We start from the raw sequence: 18,759 nt of genomic DNA, 5'->3' as shown, positions 1-18,759 counted from the left end.
AATTACGCTTCGAAATTGTAAAGTGGTGTGCTCAGGTAACGTTCGCCGTTACTTGGGATAATGACTACTACTTTTTTGCCAGGGCCTAAATCTTTAGCTACTTTAAGAGCGGCAAATACAGCAGCACCTGAAGAAATACCAGACAAGACGCCTTCTTCTTTAGCTACACGACGTGCAGTTTCGAAAGCTTCATCATTCTCAACGTGGATGATTTCATCATAGATATCTTGGTTCAGAATCTCAGGGATGAAGTTAGCTCCGATACCCTGGATTTTGTGTGGACCTGGTTTGCCTCCAGCCAAGATTGGGGAAGCAGCAGGTTCTACAGCATAGATCTTAATATCAGGATATTGGCTTTTCAGCACTTCACCCGCACCAGTGATCGTTCCGCCTGTTCCGATACCTGCAATAAAAGCATCCAAAGGACCGCCGATGGATTCAATAGCGTCAATGATTTCAGGTCCAGTAGTCTCACGGTGAATCTTCACGTTCGCTTTATTCTTGAATTGCTCGGATGGGAAATAGCTTGGGTTTTCTTTCAGAATTTCGTCTGCTTTCTTAACCGCACCATTCATACCTTCCGATCCTGGGGTCAGCACCAATTCCGCTCCATATGCGCGAAGGAGATTACGGCGCTCCAAGCTCATTGTTTCCGGCATTACGATAACTGCTTTATAACCTTTAGCAGCAGCTACAAGTGCCAGGCCGATACCAGTGTTACCACTAGTAGCTTCTACAATCGTACCTCCCGGTTTCAGTAGACCTTCACGCTCAGCTTCTTCCACGATGCTGATTGCAATCCGGTCTTTTACGCTTGATCCCGGGTTCTGATATTCCAATTTCAAATAAATATCTGCGGAGCCTTCCTGTGCCAGACGATTCAAACGAACGAGCGGAGTACCTCCGATCAATTCTGTTACGTTGTTAACGACTTTAGCCATGAGCAAAAACCTCCTTAGAATGATAAATGCGATATAAGAACGTAAATTATGACTTTATGCTTCTGTGTATGGAGTTTAAATTGTTGACCACCGTCAGTTATTTCCGACTAAAACGGTAGGGTTTACGTTAATATCATATTATCAATCTTGCAGGCTGTTGTCAATATTTATTGATACCTCATATTTATTGCGTAAATCGCTTTCCACCTGCTGCAAGGGTGGGGCTTGCTCCAAAGCCAGCTCTTGACGTACAAGCGCCCGAATTTCTTTCTGATCCGGCATTTCTGGAGAGTGAATACTCTCCAAGCGGATAATGGCGAAGTCTTCTCCTGTCTCGATCGGACCGGCTATATCACCCACATCCAATCCAGCGGCAGTCTTTAACATTCCCTCTGGCCAAAAAGGGTCGTCTTCCTCTACTTTACCTAAGCTGCCTCCGTGCTGCCGACTCTCATCATCAATAGACACTTCCCTAGCCAAATCAGCGAAATCCTCACCCTGTTCCAAGCGATCCATTACCTGCTGGCCTTCCTCATAGGATGAGACCTTGATCATAGAAAGCTGCATTTCCTTTTTTGGAATGAAGCGCTCGGCATTTTGCTCTAAATAAGCATCTATATCGGCATCACTGATTGTAATGCCCACCGTGGCTATCGCTTGTAAGGACAGACGATAAGCTGTCTCTGCGAACACTTCCTGACGAGATAATCCGAGCTGAGATTGCATTTGAGCATAATATTGCGCTTCTGATTCGTACCCAACTATAGTGCGTGCCAGTTCCTGCTTAACCTCATCGTCTGTCACGGTAATTCCTAATGCCTTAGCTTCCATGTTCACGACAATATGGTTAAGCATACTGATTAACACTTCTTCTCCATGCTTTCTTTTGAGCTCATCCATCCACTGCTGATCCGTTATCGGTTGTCCGCCTGCAGTCGCTACATCCGGTGATTCATTGTCTGTTGTATCTCCTTTAAGAAGGGCCATGGCGCGTAAACTCCAGAATAATAGACCCCCGAGCATTAAAGTTGCAACAGCTAGAATAATAACCGTATTGCGAAGTGCACGTTCCTGTCTCGTCATCATCCCAATGCCCTACGAATTCGCTTGTTCTAAAATGACCTGTAAATCGTCCTTATTGAAAACATAAGCCTCATTGCAAAAATGGCATACGACTTCAGCCTGTTCATCTTCTGCAATTAATCTCTCCAGTTCATCCCGCCCTAAGCTAACCAATGTCTGCTCTACCCGCTCACGCGAACACTGACAAGCAAAGTTAATATCCAGTTCATCCATAACCACAGCATCCGGCAACAGGTAGCGCAGCATTTCTTCTGGCTCCAGCCCCTGATCGAGAAGCGCCGTTACTGAAGGCATTGCCCCTACAGCTTTTTCAATCTCTGTGATCTCCGCATCAGTCAGACCAGGAAGAAGCTGAACAATAAAGCCTCCAGCCACAATTACTGACTCATCGGTATCTACCAGTACACCTAGGCCAACCGCAGCTGGAGTTTGCTCAGAAACCGCAAAATAATAAGTAAAATCATCGCCAAGCTCCCCCGAGATAATAGGAATACTACCGCGGTATGGCTCTTTCATACCTAAATCTTTTATAACATCAATGAACCCTTCAGTTCCCACCGCTCCAGCTACATCCAGCTTCCCCATGCTATTGCTCGGTAAATGAATGTGAGGATTATGCACATAACCACGCACTTCTCCCAATGCATTGGATTCTGCAACGATTTGTCCGATCGGTCCATTCCCTTTAACCATAATACTCAGCTTCTCACTACCCTTGAGCATAGCGCCCATCATGGCTGCAGCGGTAACTGTACGTCCCATTGCGGCTGTAGCCGTTGGATACGTATCGTGTCTGCGTCTCAGTTCTTCAACCAATTCAGTTGTGCGGACAGCAAACGCTCTCACTTTACCATTAAGAGCCGTGCCGCGGATTAGTCGATCCTTCTTTTTTTCCATTGGGTGCATAGCCCTCCTATCTCTTCGCCTTTTAGGCTTCTTTATCTTTATTGGTTACGATCGTAAATAATTCTTAATCCTTCTAGCGTTAACATAGGATTTACTTCATCGATACAGTCCGTTTCACCCGCAATTAGCGAGGCGAGGCCTCCGGTCGAAATAACCTTCAGTTCGGGAGCGTTCATCTCGACTTTAATTCGTTTAACAATGCCCTCAACCTGACCCGCATAACCAAAAATAATCCCGGCCTGCATCGCGTGCACCGTATTACGTCCGATGACCTTTTTAGGCTTTTCCAATTCAATTCGCGGCAGCTTAGATGCCCGCTGGTATAATGCCTCTGTTGAAATGCCTAGGCCGGGGACAATCGCCCCACCAAGATAATTAGCACCTGCATCAATGCAATCAAAAGTCGTAGCCGTACCAAAATCAACAACGACAAGTGGACATTTGTATTGTTCAATCGCAGCAACTGCATTAACAATCCGGTCTGCGCCAATTTCACGCGGATTCTCATAACGTAAGTTAAGCCCCGTCTTAATCCCTGGTCCAACAATCAATGGGTCTTTCCCTATATATTTAATACACATATCCTCAATAGTCTTAACCAGTGGCGGAACAACCGAAGATATAATTACACCTTCAACGTCTTTGACAGATACACCTGACATGTGAAAAAGATTGTGTATCATTACTCCATATTCATCCACGGTCGATTGACGCGCAGTACTTAGCCGAAAATGATGCAGCAATTCGCGTTTTCTATATACACCGAGAACAATATTGGTATTACCGATATCGACAGCAAGCATCATGACAAAGACCCTTCCTTCTTGGCATTAAGGTCTAGACTGATATCCAGACTGGAGAAGGAGTACGTAAGGCGCCCGACAGAAATCACATCCACACCCGTTTCAGCAATCCCGCGTAAGGTTTCTAACGATACATTGCCAGAAGCCTCTGTCTTAACATGCGGAGCTTTCGATTTAATCCTAGCCACGGCTTGCTTCATCATATTGTTAGACATGTTATCGAGCATTATAATATCAGCACCTGCTGCCAGCGCCTCTTCGACTTGCTCTAAATTCTCGGTCTCCACTTCGATGCTCATCGTATGCGGGATGTTCTTCCGGGCACGACCTACAGCCTGCCGAATACCACCTGCGCCTTTGATATGATTATCCTTGATCATAACTGCATCATATAACCCAAAACGGTGATTAAAGCCTCCACCAATACGAACAGCATATTTCTCCAGCATCCGGTGACCTGGTGTTGTCTTACGTGTGTCCACTAGACGAGTTGGTAATCCCTCCAACACCTGCACGAAAGAAGCTGTACGTGATGCCACACCCGAAAGACGCTGCATCAAGTTAAGCGCAAGCCGCTCACCTGTTAGAATCGCATGTGTGCTGCCCTCAACCTCAATAATTACTGTCCCTTTAGTTACAGCTTGGCCTTCTTCGACAAGGGCTGTAAAACTAAGCGTCGGATCCACAATTTCAAAAACCAGCTCTGCAATTGGGATGCCACAAATTATCCCGTCTTCCTTGGCATGAATAATCCCTTTGGACTCATGGCCCACTGGAATCGTCATCTGCGTGGTTACATCTCCGGAACCAACATCTTCCCGCAACCAAGCCTTGATAGATTGTACTAGTTCTTCATTGTAACCATTAAACATCATCGCTTAATTCCTCCACTATTCCCAGTTCGCGAATTTGAAGCAGGTGCTTACGCCACTGATCATCATCCCGCTGCGGATAATCCTCACGGTAATGCGCCCCACGGCTCTCTTCCCGTGCCAGAGCAGACTCTGTCACAAGCAAACAGCAGGTCAGCATATTAGCAAATTCATATTCCTCACGTTTGGACAATGCTGATCCAAAGATTGGCAGCTGTCGTTTTAATTCATCTAGTCCTTTAAGTAACATCTCTTCGTTACGACGCAGTCCAGCATATCGAACCATAATCTTCTGTAGCTTCAAACGACGTTCCACAATGGCTTGAGTTGGCGAATCTACACGTCCCTCGTTACTGTTAACCGATAAAACATCACGGTCCAGCGGGGAAAGCTCATGAATCCGATCAATAATACGCTGTCCGAATACAATGGCCTCAGATAATGAATTACTAGCTAAACGGTTAGCGCCATGCAGGCCTGTGGAGGAAACCTCTCCGCAAGCAAACAGACGTGGGATGGTGCTCTCTCCATTCAGATCGGTCTTAATCCCCCCCATCATATAATGCGCAGCGGGAGCCACTGGGATCCAATCACTTGTAATATCCAGTCCATAGCCCATACATGTCTCATATATTGTGGGAAACCGATGCTTCACCATCTCTGGAGATTCATGTGTAATATCCAAATAAACGAACGTTGATTTAGTATGTTCCATTTCACTTACAATAGCTCGTGCTACAATATCCCGCGGAGCCAGCTCAAGCAGGTCATGATAACGTTCCATGAACCGTTCTCCATTAATATTGCGCAAGACTGCTCCTTCCCCACGCACAGCTTCGGAGATTAAAAATCTAGGAGCTCCCGGGTAACTAAGTGCTGTAGGATGAAATTGAATAAATTCCATATCTCGTATATGAGCCCCAGCGCGATAGGCGATTGCTACTCCATCTCCTGTAGCTACTTCTGGGTTGGTAGTGTATCGATATAATTGTCCTGCTCCACCAGAGCACAGAATGGTCGCATCCCCTTGCAGGAACAACCTTCCACCACCGGGCCGTTGCAATAATGCGCCTACACATTCTCCACCTTCAGTGATGAGATCGATAACATAATGATCATCCCAGACCTCAATATTCTCATGTTCGGCTACCTGTTCCGCCAATGCACGAACAATCTCATAACCTGTAGCATCCCCATTAGCATGCAAAATACGGCGGTGGCTGTGCGCACCTTCCTGAGTCAAAGCCAGTACCCCATCTTCCTTATCAAACAGAGTTCCTAAGCGAATTAACTCATGAACGCCTTCCGGCCCTTCATTAACAAGTGCATCGACAGCTGTTGAGGAGCAAAGACCTGCTCCGGCCATTAAGGTATCCTGCCGGTGGTAAGCAGGGGAATCATCCTCAGCTATAACAGCTGCGATCCCCCCCTGTGCATAGCGAGTATTACTTTCCATTACTGATTTCTTTGTGATCATTATGACACGCCGATCTTCACTGGCTTTAATAGCTGTGAATAACCCGGCAATCCCTGAACCAATAACAATACAATCTGTCTTTACCGTAGGAATATCCCGAAGATCAAAATCAACCAAATATTGTGGAATCATGACCGCTTTTCACCTGTTTCAACGAAAGAGTAGCGCATGCTACCGGACTTGTAGCATGCGCTCTAGGGATGTTCTGGCTTTGTCGGCGACAGCAGGCGGTACATAGATTTGTGGCTTCATCGTCTCCAGGCATTTCACCAGTTTTTTTAGATTATTAACTTTCATATTAGGACAAACAAGAAATTTGGTAGCAAAATGGAATTCTTTATCTGGACTATCCTTACGAAGCTGATATCCGGTACCATCTTCCGTTCCAACGATAAATTGCTTACGATCCGATTTCCGGCAATACTCCAGAATTGATGTAGTGCTGCCTACATAGTCACCCATGGCGACTACTTCAGGACGACACTCTGGATGAACTACAAATTCCGCATCTGGATATTTTGCTCTCATTTCTACTACATCTTTGACGGTCAACATGTCGTGAGTGTTGCAATAGCCTTCCCAAATAATCAGCTTCTTGCCCGTCTGATCTTGTACATATTGACCAAGATTCTTATCTGGGACCCAAATAATCTCTTCGGCGTCAAGGGATTCGATTACTTTCACAGCATTAGCAGAGGTACAACAAATATCGGTTTCTGCTTTAATCTCGGCGGACGAGTTGATATAAGTGACTACTTTAGCATTTGGATGTTGAGCTTTTAGCTTACGCAAACCGTCTACATTGACCATATCTGCCATTGGACAGCCTGCACGTTCATCAGGAATAAGGACGGTTTTGTTCGGGGCTAGAATTTTTGCACTTTCCCCCATGAAATGAACACCGCAGAATACAATAACTTCTGCATCTGTCTCTGCAGCCTTCTGAGCGAGTAAAAAAGAGTCGCCCCGGAAATCGGCAACCTCCTGAATTTCATCACGTTGATAATAATGAGCTAAAATGATTGCGTTTCGTTCCTTTTTAAGCTGTTCAAGACGTATACGAAGTTCTCGATTCTGTTCCTGCTTGCGCTCAAGCGCCAGAGCTTCCACCGATTGTTCTCCCCCTTAAATCCTCGCGGCTTTTCGCCGACATGATGTTATCAAATGGCATGCGCCATCATGGTGAAAAAATGAACATGCTGATATAAATAGTAAGTAATATTAATCACTAATGTACACAACGTTCCAGCCTCTGTCAATGTAACTGGACAGGCTTTAAGGCATAGAATCCCTTAAAAATTAAAATAAAAAATCCGGAGAACAGTTACGTTCTCCGGATAAATTTACATCATATGAATGGTGGACCCAATTAGGTAAGGCTAGTGCCCCCACCTTTGTTGTCATCACCGGAACCGTCATTACCCTCAGAATCAGGGTTATTCGGGATATCCTTCGACAGGTCAGGAAGTGTGGACTGTTCATCCTCAGGCTTGCCTTGAATGCGAACTCGCACATCACCGATATTGTCGATGACAGGCTCGCCAACTTCATGGGCAACACCTTCGCCACCCTCTGGTTTACCATCCTCGGAAAGGAATCCTTGTTCAATCAGTTGTGTGATCTGATCAAGCTCAAGTGTTTCTTTCTCAAGTAATGTATTGGCAATCAAGTGCATTTCTTTGGAGTGTTTGATCAACAGATCTTTACAACGTTCGTAACTCGAAGTAATAAAGTTCTGCATTTCCTGATCAATCTCATAAGCAATGGAGTCACTGTAATTCTGTTCATGCCCAATATCACGACCCAAGAATACTTGACCTTGAGAAGATCCGAACTGCATAGGTCCAAGCTTATCGCTCATACCATACTCCATAATCATGGCACGCACGATGCGCGTAGCCTGTTGGAAGTCACTGTATGCACCCGTACCGATCTCACCAATAAACAATTCTTCAGCAACACGTCCACCAAGTAATCCAGTAACCTTATCCAAAAGCTCCTGCTTGGTAACGATCATCCGATCTTCCTTCGGAAGCATAATAACATATCCGCCTGCACGTCCGCGTGGGATAATAGTAACTTTATGCACCATATCGGCGTGCTCAAGGAAGTAACCAGCAATAGTATGGCCTGCTTCATGATAAGCTACAATACGTTTCTCGCGGTCACTGATCACACGGCTGCGTTTCTCAGTACCTACGATAACACGGTCAATAGCTTCATCCACTTCAATCATGGAAATATCTTTACGGTTACGACGTGCAGCTAGCAAAGCTGCCTCATTCAGCAGATTCTCCAGATCAGCACCTGTGAATCCGGTTGTGCGTTTAGCAACAACATCCAGTCTTACATCTTTCGTAAGCGGTTTGTTACGAGCGTGAACCTTAAGTACAGCTTCACGGCCTTTCACATCAGGACGGTCAACCGTAATTTGACGGTCAAAACGTCCTGGACGAAGCAATGCCGGATCAAGTATATCAGCGCGGTTAGTCGCCGCTACAATAATAATGCCTTCGTTACCACCGAATCCATCCATCTCAACCAGCAATTGGTTAAGCGTCTGTTCACGCTCGTCATGTCCGCCACCAAGACCGGCACCACGCTGACGACCCACAGCATCAATTTCATCAATGAAGATAATACATGGAGCATTCTTCTTAGCATTCTCGAACAAATCACGTACCCGAGAAGCACCGACACCCACGAACATTTCCACAAAGTCAGAACCGGAAATACTAAAGAAAGGTACGCCAGCTTCACCTGCTACCGCACGGGCAAGCAATGTTTTACCTGTTCCCGGAGGACCTACAAGCAATACGCCCTTAGGAATACGTGCGCCGACAGCTGCAAATTTGCGTGGATCTTTTAGGAACTCAACGACTTCGACAAGCTCTTGCTTCTCTTCGTCCGCCCCTGCAACATCCTCAAAGCTGATTTTCTTCTTCTCTTCATTATATAACCTAGCCTTGCTCTTGCCGAAATTCATGACTTTACCGCCGCCACCTTGCGCCTGGTTAAACAGGAAGAAGAACAAGATGAACATAATTACCAGCGGGATAATTGAAGAAAGGAATGTCAGCCAAATGCTGGTACCTTCCATTTTCTTCTGAGTTAATTCAATCCCATTAACATCACTGGCTTGAATCAGTTCATTGATAGCGGCATCTGTAGGAGGAATATATGTGGAGAAGCTTTTCGATTTAGTATCGGCAGGCAGCTCTCTATACTCGCCTGTGACCAGAAAGGCATTACCCTCAAACTGAACCGTCAAATCCTTCACATTGTTGTTCTTGATCTCCTGCCGTAACTCGTCGTATCTAGGGAAATCGGCGGCTTCATTTCCATTGCTCACAAACTGGACAATACCCACCACGACTAAAAATAAAATCAAATAAAAACCAGAATTCCGGATGAACCGATTCATCCCCTACCTCCTCTCACAACACTCAAGTTATTGTACCATAGCCTCTTGGGACACCTCAAATAAAGGAAGTTGTGGGTATCCGATCCGTATGATCGAGGCAGTCCTTAGTTCAATTGGAATAAATCTCAGGTTTCAGTACTCCAACATATGGGAGGTTCCGATACCGCTCGGCATAATCCAATCCGTAGCCTACTACAAATTCGTCAGGTAACACGAAGCCTGTGTAGCTGGCTTCAAGATTAACAGTGCGGCCTGATGGTTTATCAAACAAGGTAACCACAGAGATAGTAGCAGCATTCCGGTTGCGGAGCAACTCAATTAAATAGCTGAGTGTAAGACCACTGTCAATAATATCTTCAACGATCAAGATATCGCGGCCTTCTACCGATACATCCAAATCCTTAATAATTTTGACTACTCCAGAGGACTTGGTGGATGCTCCATAGCTGGACACTGCCATGAAATCCATCTCAACAGGTACTGTAATGGCTTTAACCAAATCTGCCATAAATATAAACGCACCTTTTAGTACACAAATTACTAAAGGGGTACGACCTGCGTATTCTTCGCTCAGTGTTCGACCGAGCTCCTTAATTTTCTGCTGAAGTTCCTCTTCGGTGATCAATACTTCTTGAATATCGTTTTGCAACTTGCGAAACCTCCTAAGTTATACTATGAAAGACTTACTTCGACCATTACGTGACTTCGTGGTCATCCAGCTCTGCCAGAGACAATAGAAGTACGGAGGTCGTGTGCCGCCCTACTGCGGCATGCATCGAGCGTCTTACGCCCGGAATCCAGACGATATTGCCCAAACCATCACAAACGAGGGGAATCAATGACCGTTCGGAAGCAGGTATTTTATCATCAATATAAATATCTTTTACCTTTTTGCTTCCGTTTAATCCCATGATCCTTATGGTATCTCCAGGCAATCGGGATCGTATCGTCAGTGGAAAGACCAGTTCATCACGGTCAAACCAAGCCGACATCTTCCCATAATCCTCCCCCTGTACAAAAAAGTTTTCTCTCTCCAGTACCGCCATCGACATCACCTTACCTATTTCCTCCAATTTAAGCTCAGAGTCCGGTAAAAACAGACGATATGTATAGCTTGCCTGTGGCGTCGTGGGCTTGGACGAGAACAAGATACTATCATATTGCCGCACACAAGTCAGGCCTCCACCCAAATCCAAGCTCCAGGTGGTGGGATAGCTCTGCAGCGTTCCCCGACGTACAGCTTCAATCTTGGGGAAATCAAGGGCAGATAAATCCGCCGACAGATAATTTAATATTAGTTTAATCAAACGCCGTTGTAAAGCGGAGGGTATGGCAGCAAATGAAGCTCTGTTAAAGGTGTATTTCCCATCCCCTTCCGAAACTAGCTCTTCAAAGCATTTTGCCGCAGACGCTTCCATATACTCATCTTCAGCTCCCGCAATTTCCGCAAGCTGTACGAGGGATTGCCTCACTCTGCCATTATACTTTTCCAGAAAAGGAAGAACTTCCAAACGAATGGCATTCCGCTTATATTTCGTCAGCAGATTGGTGGCATCCTCAGCATAAGTGAAACCTTCATTTTGGCATAACCCTAAAAGTGCTGTTTTGTTAATACGTAGGAATGGGCGAATGAGTTCCACCTTTTTTTCTGTTCTTTTCCACTTGATACCCGACAGTCCAGATAAGCCACTTCCGCGTAATAGACGCATAATTACAGTTTCTGCCTGATCATCAGCATGATGAGCCAGAGCAACAGAACGCGCCCCATATCGGTGCGCCGTATCAATCAGAAATTCGTACCGCTTCTCACGTGCAGTACCCTCAGGACCAAGTCCACTCTCTTTAGCCAAGGAGGGAATATCGAATTCCGCAAACTCAAAGGGCAGTCCCAATTCTTCAGCCATACCACGTACGAGCTCTGCCTCTTCCTTCGACTCCGGCCTAAATCCATGATTCACATGAGCACATATTAAGGTAAGCGGTATAAATTTTAAAGATATTTCATGTAAAACATGCAAAAGAGCCACAGAATCCGGGCCGCCGGAAACTGCGACTACAATGGTGTCATGGGGCGCCCACAGCTCATGCTCGGCTGCTGACTCCAATACAGACTCCACCAGTCCATTCATTTGCTCCATATGCGCCCCCCTCTCTCTCCAACTATATGTATGAGTTCAAAAACGGAATACCCAATAAATCGTAAAGGCGAGCAAAAACAAAGACAATGCGAATGCATTTTTTAACCACCGAGGGGTGTCCATACTATCCGGGCGCTTTCTGCGCGAGTTATAAATATGGTTTCGCCAGACCTCAGTAGCATCCGCAGAGCCTGAGAACCCCCCTTTTAACGCCATACAAATCCAGGAGGATAGTTTCTTATTGGGTAAATTTCTAGCCAGCTTAAATAATTCGTCCACACTTCTCGTCTGCGGCAGCTGTAAGGCTGCCTTTTTGAGCCCTTCTTCATTGAGCAAACGAAGACACAGCACAGCAAATGCGAAAAGATCGTAACCCTCATCGCTGATTCGACTGCCCGCATTCCAGAAACCACGATCATGCCATTCGGTAAACTGCTTCACGCTACGACCAATAGGGCTTGTGCCCCCAAAGTCGATCAGTTCCACTTCACCGTATTTAGATACCATGACGTTCTCGGGCTTCAAATCACCGAACACAAATCCACATTCATGCAGTGTGCGCAGCTTTTCAAGCAGACCAAGACCTACCAGGCCTAACCAATCGGGACCGTTTTTCGATAAAAAATGATGCAGCGGTTTGCCTTCAACATACCTCATCACATAGAAGGGGATATTATCCCCATTCGCAAAATCATCCGCTTCCAAAAAATAAGAAGACAATGGATTCTCACGACGAGCCCGATGTTCATTCCGCTTTCGTCGCGATTGCAGCGAGGTCAGTACATTGATCTCCGATTGAAGTTCAAGTGTATCGTATCCGATTTTTAGCGCGTACCTTTCCCGTCTGCCTTCTCTTTGCACAAGATATACGGTTCCGTTCGCGCCCCTTCCCAGCATCCGCTCAACGACATAACGGTTACCCCGCCATTTGCCGTTAATTAAGGTACCAGTAGGATAGGACGGATTAGACGACATACCCACCAATCATCCCTTCTCTTTCGTCGTGGTCATCGCTTAGTCGGCGTCCACGATGTTCATCCAGTGTATCATAACGATAATGTTCAAGCACCTTGAAAATAGCTGGGCCAGTCGGTGTTGCGCCTCTCATGTGTAATTTAGAGAATAGCGTACGAATACCTGACATGTCATGCGTCCAATCCAGATCAAGCTTGGCATCTTCACTGCTGTTATTTCCGGGAAAATGAAACACAGCGATCTCACTCTTGCCTTCCCGTGCTTCTAAACTGAGTGCCAAATCGCGGATTGCATCTTCCACAGCACCCAGTTTAGGCTTCATACTGGCACTGGCATCGATAAGAAGTGCAATGCGCAGCGGCGTTGTTTCTGTCAGTTCATCTACAACTGTAACAACCTGTGAACGTTGAACAGGAGGCAGCTGATCCAGTGAGCCGTCGCCTAGTATCTTTTTTACCTCTTTATTAACCGCCTGCTGGATCGTCTGAACCACGGTCTTGCGTGTCATCATCTGAATCGTCTGCGCCAGTTGTGGTGTTCCGACTATTCGGCTAAGGCCTCCCCCGGCCTTGGCAATGTCAGCAATCTCCCGGCTGCCGATTTCACCGATCGTACCATAATCAACTACACCGACCACATTTACGGTGATTCCCTCCTGCAGGGCATGCGCCGCTGCCAACACCGGACTTTCTCCTACATTCGAACAACCGTCAGTAATGAGCATAATTTGCTTCATAACCCTCAACTCCCCCTTTGTTTGAACCTCTGTTTCTAGCATATCCAGAAATGAGAGATTTCAAACGGTCGATATTAAGTGGGGGAATTTCGATCAAATAGGGGGGGTAGTGAATAGTGGAACTGCGAGAAATGTTTGGGCTTTCGATCGCTGTTGTCCTCAGATTCCTTGATTAGAACCGCCTCACGCGGTTGGAATCCGAGGACAAAGGCGAACGCTCCGCTTCTACAGCTCCAAACTTTCTCTCCGTTCCATACCTTCACTAGTAAACAGTTTAGATCTACAGATTCCGCCCCAAGTCAACCGACCATTGAAACGAGAATAGTAGAGGCCGGCGAGTTACACATCACGGACTCGCCTCGACTGCCTCCATTAGCACGACGCCTTACGCGTGCTACAAACTCACAAGCAACACGACGCTTCGCGCGTGCCCCCAAGCAGCACGATATCTTGCACGTGCTTTAAACTATACAAGCAACACGGTGCTTCGCGCGTGCCCCCCCAAGCAGCACGATATCTTGCACGTGCCTTAAACTATACAAGCAATACGACGCTTCGCGCGTACCCAACATTAAAACCTACTAAACCTAAAATAACTAACTTACCGTACGCGGACGCTCCATACGGCCGATGCCCGGCATATGCAGGCTGGACCATTCCGGATGGAAATGATCAAGACGGCTGACGACAATAGTCATGTCATCAAGGATCTCATTGCCCTGATAACGGATCACTTTCTCCAACAGGCTGTCCGCTAAATCCTGAGGATCATCACCCTCAAGCTCTTGGATCATCCGTTTCATCCATATCTCCTTATTAACGGCATATCCAGGCGCATCATAAATACCATCAGTCATCATAATTAAAATATCGCCGGGGCGAAGCTGCATACTGATTAAATCCACATCAATATCTTTAATGATTCCTATCGGCAGATTGCTAGAGGTTATTGGAATGACCTCACTCCCCCTCCGGATGAAGCTTGGTGCTGAAGCAATCTTCATAAACGTTGTCTGCGCAGAATATTGATCGATTAAAGCCATGTCCACAGTAGCATAGAATTCATCAGGGGAGCGTAATAAAAGAATTGAGTTGACCGACTTTACAGCCAGCTTCTCATCCATTCCGGATTGCAGCAGCTTTTCTAACATGCCGAGTGCGGCACTGCTCTCCATCCTTGCCCGCTCACCATTCCCCATACCATCACTAATGGATACTGCAAAGGTGCCATTTCCAAGCTCTACGGTGCTGAAACTATCGCCAGATAGCATATCTCCACCTTTAGAAACAACTGCCACACCCGTGTTTACCTCAAAGGCTTTGGCTGAACCAAAGGTAACCATCGAGAGTCCTTCCCGGGGATGAACCGCCGTCTCACTCATGACAGCAATATTCTCATCCAGAATGTCGGAGAGGAGTGGGGCAATCATTTTACGGCATTCATCAAAACCGCGATTATAAGCGTGCACTACTTCTATTTCTACGCGTCCTGGGTCCAGACTTAAAATTTCAATGCCATGAATAGACAGTCCTAATTTCTCAAGAGCCTCGCGGATTTGCGCTTCCTGCCGATACATGGCCTGTCCTTCACGCTTAATTTCCTTGGCCAAGTCTTCCATAACCTGTGACACGCCTGACAGCTGCTCGGCAACAAATTGGCGACTATCGTATATTTGTCTTTTCCACCGCATATCATGTTGGTAGAGATCATATTGTCCCTTCATGACCTCAAGCACTTCTCCGGTTTTGCCACAAATACGGCTCCATTCCGGTGGCAGCTGAGCAGCCGTAATATCAGGGCATTCCTCAACAGTTGTCATCATATCTGTCATGTATCTATATGTCTGATAGAATTTTGCATCCCAGCAGTGGGTACGGCGAATGCATCCAGCACAGGCGCCTTCTGTGACCGTATTCATAAAATCTTCCATTTCACGATCCGATTTGCCCACTTCTCCGGCACGTGGAATCTGACCAAAGCTACTGGAGAGCTGTTGGAATACCTGTGAGAATTGAGTGACCCGTTCTGCAGTCAGATCCCTGACCCTGCGGGCATATTCATGTTGAGATCGGCTATGATCTGACGTGCCCGGTACATATTTTGCAATCGCCGATATCATCGCCTTAGGCGTTATTAGAAACAGCACTATTGCTGCGCAGGTCTCCCATGTTGAGGCCATCATATCACCCGGACCCGTAAAATAGACGGAAAGGATCGTTGATCCTAGCAACATGCCAATAGATACCGCACCCTTTCGCCCACCCTGCATCATTCCCGCTAGCATTCCGGAAAAAGCAAGCAGACTCATCTGATAGATAGCACTGATATCGGCCAGGCTGAGGATCAACCCCGTCACCACCCCAACAGCTGCACCGAGCGGAGCGCCCCCCGCCATGGCAAAGAGCAGAATTAAATAACGAGACAATATATGCTCTAATGACCAACCATTAAGGGTCCAGCCCACAAGGCCTGTCATTACGGAGGCTAACAGAATAATAAGGCATAAAACCTCCTCGTTCCTCAGCGATCTGCTCTTTTGTTTGTAAGTTAGTAGAGGAAGTGCCTGAATGAACACAAGGGTAAGAACAAACCCAAGTAAAGCATCCAGAGTTGTCATCATAAAGGGGTACCAGGAAAGAGACGGTCCGAGAACAATCTTGAACAGGCCAACCATAAACGAGGATACGAATACCATAAGGGGTGCATAAGACAAATCTATTCGTTCGAAACTTTCAAGCCCTCTATAAACAAGAAAAAATATAATTAGTTCAGCCGTAGTAACCAAGGCACCCGGAAACGGAGTGAAGAGACTTCCAGCTATAATAGCACCTGCTACAGGTAACATAGAGTCTCGACGCATAAACACAATGACGGCAAAATATGCGACAGCAAAAGGGGACAGCTCGTCCAGAATCATAGCTCTACCTAGCAGAAACCCCATAAAGCTTAACAGAAGCATCCACTTCTTCGCTGTAATAAGCTGAATATATCGCTGCTTCTGACCCCAAGCTATAATACGCGTGCCTAAGGCTTGTCTCTGCTTCTTATCTTCGCTTCCCACTCTTGTCCACTCTGGCAAATTCACCACATTGCTTTTACTCATTTCCCTACACCACCCGTTTAAGAATTTATGGTTCTCATTATATAGCGGGTCATTTGAGAAAGTTTGTCAGAAATGGAGGGACAGTCATAAGAAATTTCCGACAAAAAAGCCTTTGTTCATTATTCCTAAAAAAATAGATCGATCCCTTGCGGCGCAGTAGGTTGCTTCTCCTTAAGCTTGTTTCCAGTGCAGTTTTAGGCGCAAGCCTGGCGGTCATTCGCCAGCGATTGCCCTAGAGTTATGTGAGAATGACATGGATGCTGTCGGCAAGTTTATATGACACGACAAAAAAACCGCAAGGGCGAAATGCCCTTGCGGTTATTTATGATGTACAGGTATTGGATTATACGCGTTTGGCTCCACGGCCTCCGCGCTTTCCTTCTGTGTTCTTCTTAATCGAAGATATCCGTTCTTCGCTGTCTTTCAGGAATCGCGACATTTTATCCTCGAATGAAGGTTTACCGGCTGCAGGCTTAAATGGACGCCCACCCCGTTCACGATTGAATCCACCGCCGCCTCCACCACTGCCGCCACCGCCGCCGAAACGGTCTCCGCCGCTAGGACGTTCTGGTCTTGGAGCTCTAGGCGGACGTACTTCCGATGCTGGCTTGTCAACAGCCTGCTTAATGGAAAGTCCGATCTTGCCGTCCTTATCGACGTTGATCACCTTGACGGTTACTACATCACTAATCTTCAGATGATCGTTAACATCCTTGACGTAATTATCGGCGATTTCCGAGATGTGAACGAGACCTGTGACACCTCCTGACAGATCCACAAATGCTCCGAAATGCGTGATGCCTGTCACTTTGCCTTCTAACTTGGTGCCCACTTCAATTGCCATAGAATAAAATGATCCTCCCTTAAAAATATACAGACGAATATTAAGGTCATCCTGTCTGCGGTGATTTGATTATACAGTAAAGAGCAAAGCAAGGCAACAGAGTAAAAGCCTCTTTTAGCCAGTATTATTGCTCTGATTGCTCTGTTCGAATAGGAGTTTCCCCTTGAGGATAGATATTGTACCATTTACGCGCTAATTGGCCAATATACTCATCATCATTAAGTCTGGACACTTCATATTTCAGTTGATTCAAAGATGCTGTGACACTCTCACTAGTCTTTTGTTTCTTGGCGAGTTGCTCGCCCTTGTCCGTAATTGCCGCACTTTGATTGAAGTAAGTATAACCCGCCCAGCCAAAAAATACTGCCACAAAGAGAATCCACATGACTCTTCTTCTCTTCGCGCCTGCGGCCGAATTTTTGCTGGGATTACTTTTCTCTTCCGCAGTGAATCTGTTCATGCAGCGTACCCCCTAATTCAAAGGTCAGCGTTTCCGCCATTTGGTAATCCATCCAGTAATCTTCACGATCCAGGCGTTACGCTTAAGCCGAGATAACCATGGAGAAATCCACCTTACTGGTAATACCCAAATTGGCTTCGTTAGACGCAGCAGAAGCTTAAGGATGAATAATAGAATACGACCTAGCAGCACTAGCAACCCTATAATAAGGCGCCAAAGCCAGCGAAGAGGTTTACCTATTAGAATCTCCACAAGTCTCCATAGCAATCTGCACATATACTGAACCGATTGAATTAACATTAACACAAAACGCCGCACCGTAACACTGAAGATCAAAAAATAGATCCATATTCCTAGAAATAAACCTAAAAAGACATAAAATCGCAATTGCCCCTGATTTCCGGCATAGAGCATTCTAAAAACAAACAAAGCAGCACAAAGCCAATACAGCAGGTCAAGCATGGCATTCAGCCATTTGGGAAAATTGAACTTGAGCGACAGCACCCGGTAGCTGTCATAGGCCAGTCCCATTGTCACCCCGGCCAATATCATGTAGAACAGCGTCAGCCACTGAACTGCAGGATTCATTTAAATAGCTTACCGAGTAGACCTTTATTTTTGCCCTGCGATCCGGGATCTAGATAAATCAGGGAATGTACATTGCCCTCCAAGGACAACAGTCCATTCTCCAGACTTAAATTTTTGATATGTAAATGATTCCCGCGAATGGTGAGATGGCCGAGTTCTGTACGAAGCAAAAATTCCTCGCTATCAAAGCTCTCCACATTTTGCACGCCCGTCAACTCTAGCTGTTTACGACTGCGCATGTGCAGATCATGCTGTTTATTTACCTTTCCTGGCTCGATCATAGCATGTACCCCTCCTTCTTACCTCTAATCTATGGCAGTAGAAGAAGTTATAGAACATTCCAATCCACTAAAATAAGAGAGATAAAAAAAGAAAAAAGAAGGCACAACTCTACAATATGTAAAGTTG

17 protein-coding genes are annotated in these 18,759 nt (G+C 46.1%); all 17 read right to left on the bottom strand.

The window, feature by feature from the left end:
* Positions 1-2: 2 nt before the first annotated feature.
* Positions 3-941 carry a cysteine synthase A gene (gene cysK / locus NST58_RS00375; RefSeq protein ID WP_036678737.1) on the bottom strand — a complete coding sequence of 313 codons (939 nt, stop codon included), beginning with the start codon at positions 939-941 and terminating at the stop codon, positions 3-5.
* Positions 942-1,082: 141 nt separating this feature from the next.
* The gene (locus NST58_RS00370; RefSeq protein ID WP_081386466.1) at positions 1,083-2,027 is read right to left on the bottom strand and encodes a peptidylprolyl isomerase; all 945 of its coding nucleotides are present in this window, start codon (positions 2,025-2,027) and stop codon (positions 1,083-1,085) included.
* A gap of 9 nt (positions 2,028-2,036) precedes the next feature.
* Positions 2,037-2,921 (bottom strand): Hsp33 family molecular chaperone HslO, encoded by an 885-nt coding sequence (hslO, locus tag NST58_RS00365; RefSeq protein WP_036678742.1) that lies wholly within the window; start codon positions 2,919-2,921, stop codon positions 2,037-2,039.
* Between the two features lie 47 nt (positions 2,922-2,968).
* The gene (locus tag NST58_RS00360; protein WP_076186821.1) at positions 2,969-3,736 is read right to left on the bottom strand and encodes a type III pantothenate kinase; all 768 of its coding nucleotides are present in this window, start codon (positions 3,734-3,736) and stop codon (positions 2,969-2,971) included.
* On the bottom strand, positions 3,733-4,608 hold the full coding sequence (nadC, locus tag NST58_RS00355) for a carboxylating nicotinate-nucleotide diphosphorylase (RefSeq protein ID WP_339245613.1): 876 nt from the start codon (positions 4,606-4,608) through the stop codon (positions 3,733-3,735). The genes NST58_RS00360 and nadC overlap by 4 nt, the downstream gene beginning before the upstream one ends.
* Positions 4,598-6,214, bottom strand: a complete 1,617-nt coding sequence (nadB, locus tag NST58_RS00350; RefSeq protein WP_076305371.1) for an L-aspartate oxidase — start codon at positions 6,212-6,214, stop codon at positions 4,598-4,600. The genes nadC and nadB overlap by 11 nt, the downstream gene beginning before the upstream one ends.
* Positions 6,215-6,253: 39 nt before the next feature.
* Complete coding sequence (nadA, locus tag NST58_RS00345; RefSeq protein ID WP_036678753.1) at positions 6,254-7,192, bottom strand: quinolinate synthase NadA; 939 nt, start codon at positions 7,190-7,192, stop codon at positions 6,254-6,256.
* A gap of 259 nt (positions 7,193-7,451) precedes the next feature.
* A complete protein-coding gene (ftsH, locus tag NST58_RS00340) occupies positions 7,452-9,506 on the bottom strand; it encodes an ATP-dependent zinc metalloprotease FtsH (protein ID WP_036678755.1) in 2,055 nt (684 codons plus the stop codon).
* Positions 9,507-9,615: 109 nt separating this feature from the next.
* Positions 9,616-10,155, bottom strand: coding sequence for a hypoxanthine phosphoribosyltransferase (gene hpt / locus NST58_RS00335; protein WP_036678757.1), 540 nt, complete (start codon positions 10,153-10,155; stop codon positions 9,616-9,618).
* 46 nt (positions 10,156-10,201) lie between these two features.
* The gene (tilS, locus tag NST58_RS00330; RefSeq protein ID WP_076130077.1) at positions 10,202-11,644 is read right to left on the bottom strand and encodes a tRNA lysidine(34) synthetase TilS; all 1,443 of its coding nucleotides are present in this window, start codon (positions 11,642-11,644) and stop codon (positions 10,202-10,204) included.
* Positions 11,645-11,680: 36 nt separating this feature from the next.
* Complete coding sequence (locus NST58_RS00325; protein WP_094902328.1) at positions 11,681-12,625, bottom strand: serine/threonine protein kinase; 945 nt, start codon at positions 12,623-12,625, stop codon at positions 11,681-11,683.
* Positions 12,609-13,355, bottom strand: a complete 747-nt coding sequence (locus tag NST58_RS00320) for a VWA domain-containing protein (RefSeq protein WP_038568031.1) — start codon at positions 13,353-13,355, stop codon at positions 12,609-12,611. Before NST58_RS00320 ends, NST58_RS00325 begins: the two co-directional genes overlap by 17 nt.
* A gap of 596 nt (positions 13,356-13,951) precedes the next feature.
* Positions 13,952-16,459: a stage II sporulation protein E gene (gene spoIIE, locus NST58_RS00315; protein ID WP_076130076.1), complete on the bottom strand. Its 2,508-nt coding sequence runs from the start codon at positions 16,457-16,459 to the stop codon at positions 13,952-13,954.
* Positions 16,460-16,802: 343 nt separating this feature from the next.
* On the bottom strand, positions 16,803-17,303 hold the full coding sequence (locus NST58_RS00310) for a S1 domain-containing RNA-binding protein (RefSeq protein WP_036678766.1): 501 nt from the start codon (positions 17,301-17,303) through the stop codon (positions 16,803-16,805).
* Positions 17,304-17,427: 124 nt separating this feature from the next.
* A complete protein-coding gene (locus NST58_RS00305) occupies positions 17,428-17,763 on the bottom strand; it encodes a septum formation initiator family protein (protein ID WP_076130075.1) in 336 nt (111 codons plus the stop codon).
* A 24-nt stretch (positions 17,764-17,787) separates the two neighbouring features.
* Entirely contained in the window at positions 17,788-18,351 is a 564-nt protein-coding gene (yabQ, locus tag NST58_RS00300; protein ID WP_339245607.1) for a spore cortex biosynthesis protein YabQ, read from the bottom strand.
* Positions 18,348-18,632 (bottom strand): sporulation protein YabP, encoded by a 285-nt coding sequence (gene yabP, locus NST58_RS00295; RefSeq protein WP_036678773.1) that lies wholly within the window; start codon positions 18,630-18,632, stop codon positions 18,348-18,350. Before yabP ends, yabQ begins: the two co-directional genes overlap by 4 nt.
* Positions 18,633-18,759 lie beyond the last annotated feature (127 nt).

The organism is Paenibacillus sp. FSL R10-2796 (assembly GCF_037965315.1).
Taxonomy (GTDB): Bacteria; Bacillota; Bacilli; order Paenibacillales; family Paenibacillaceae; genus Paenibacillus_AQ; species Paenibacillus_AQ odorifer.
Note: the sequence above shows the minus strand (reverse complement) of the source record. Positions and strands in the feature narration are given on the sequence as shown.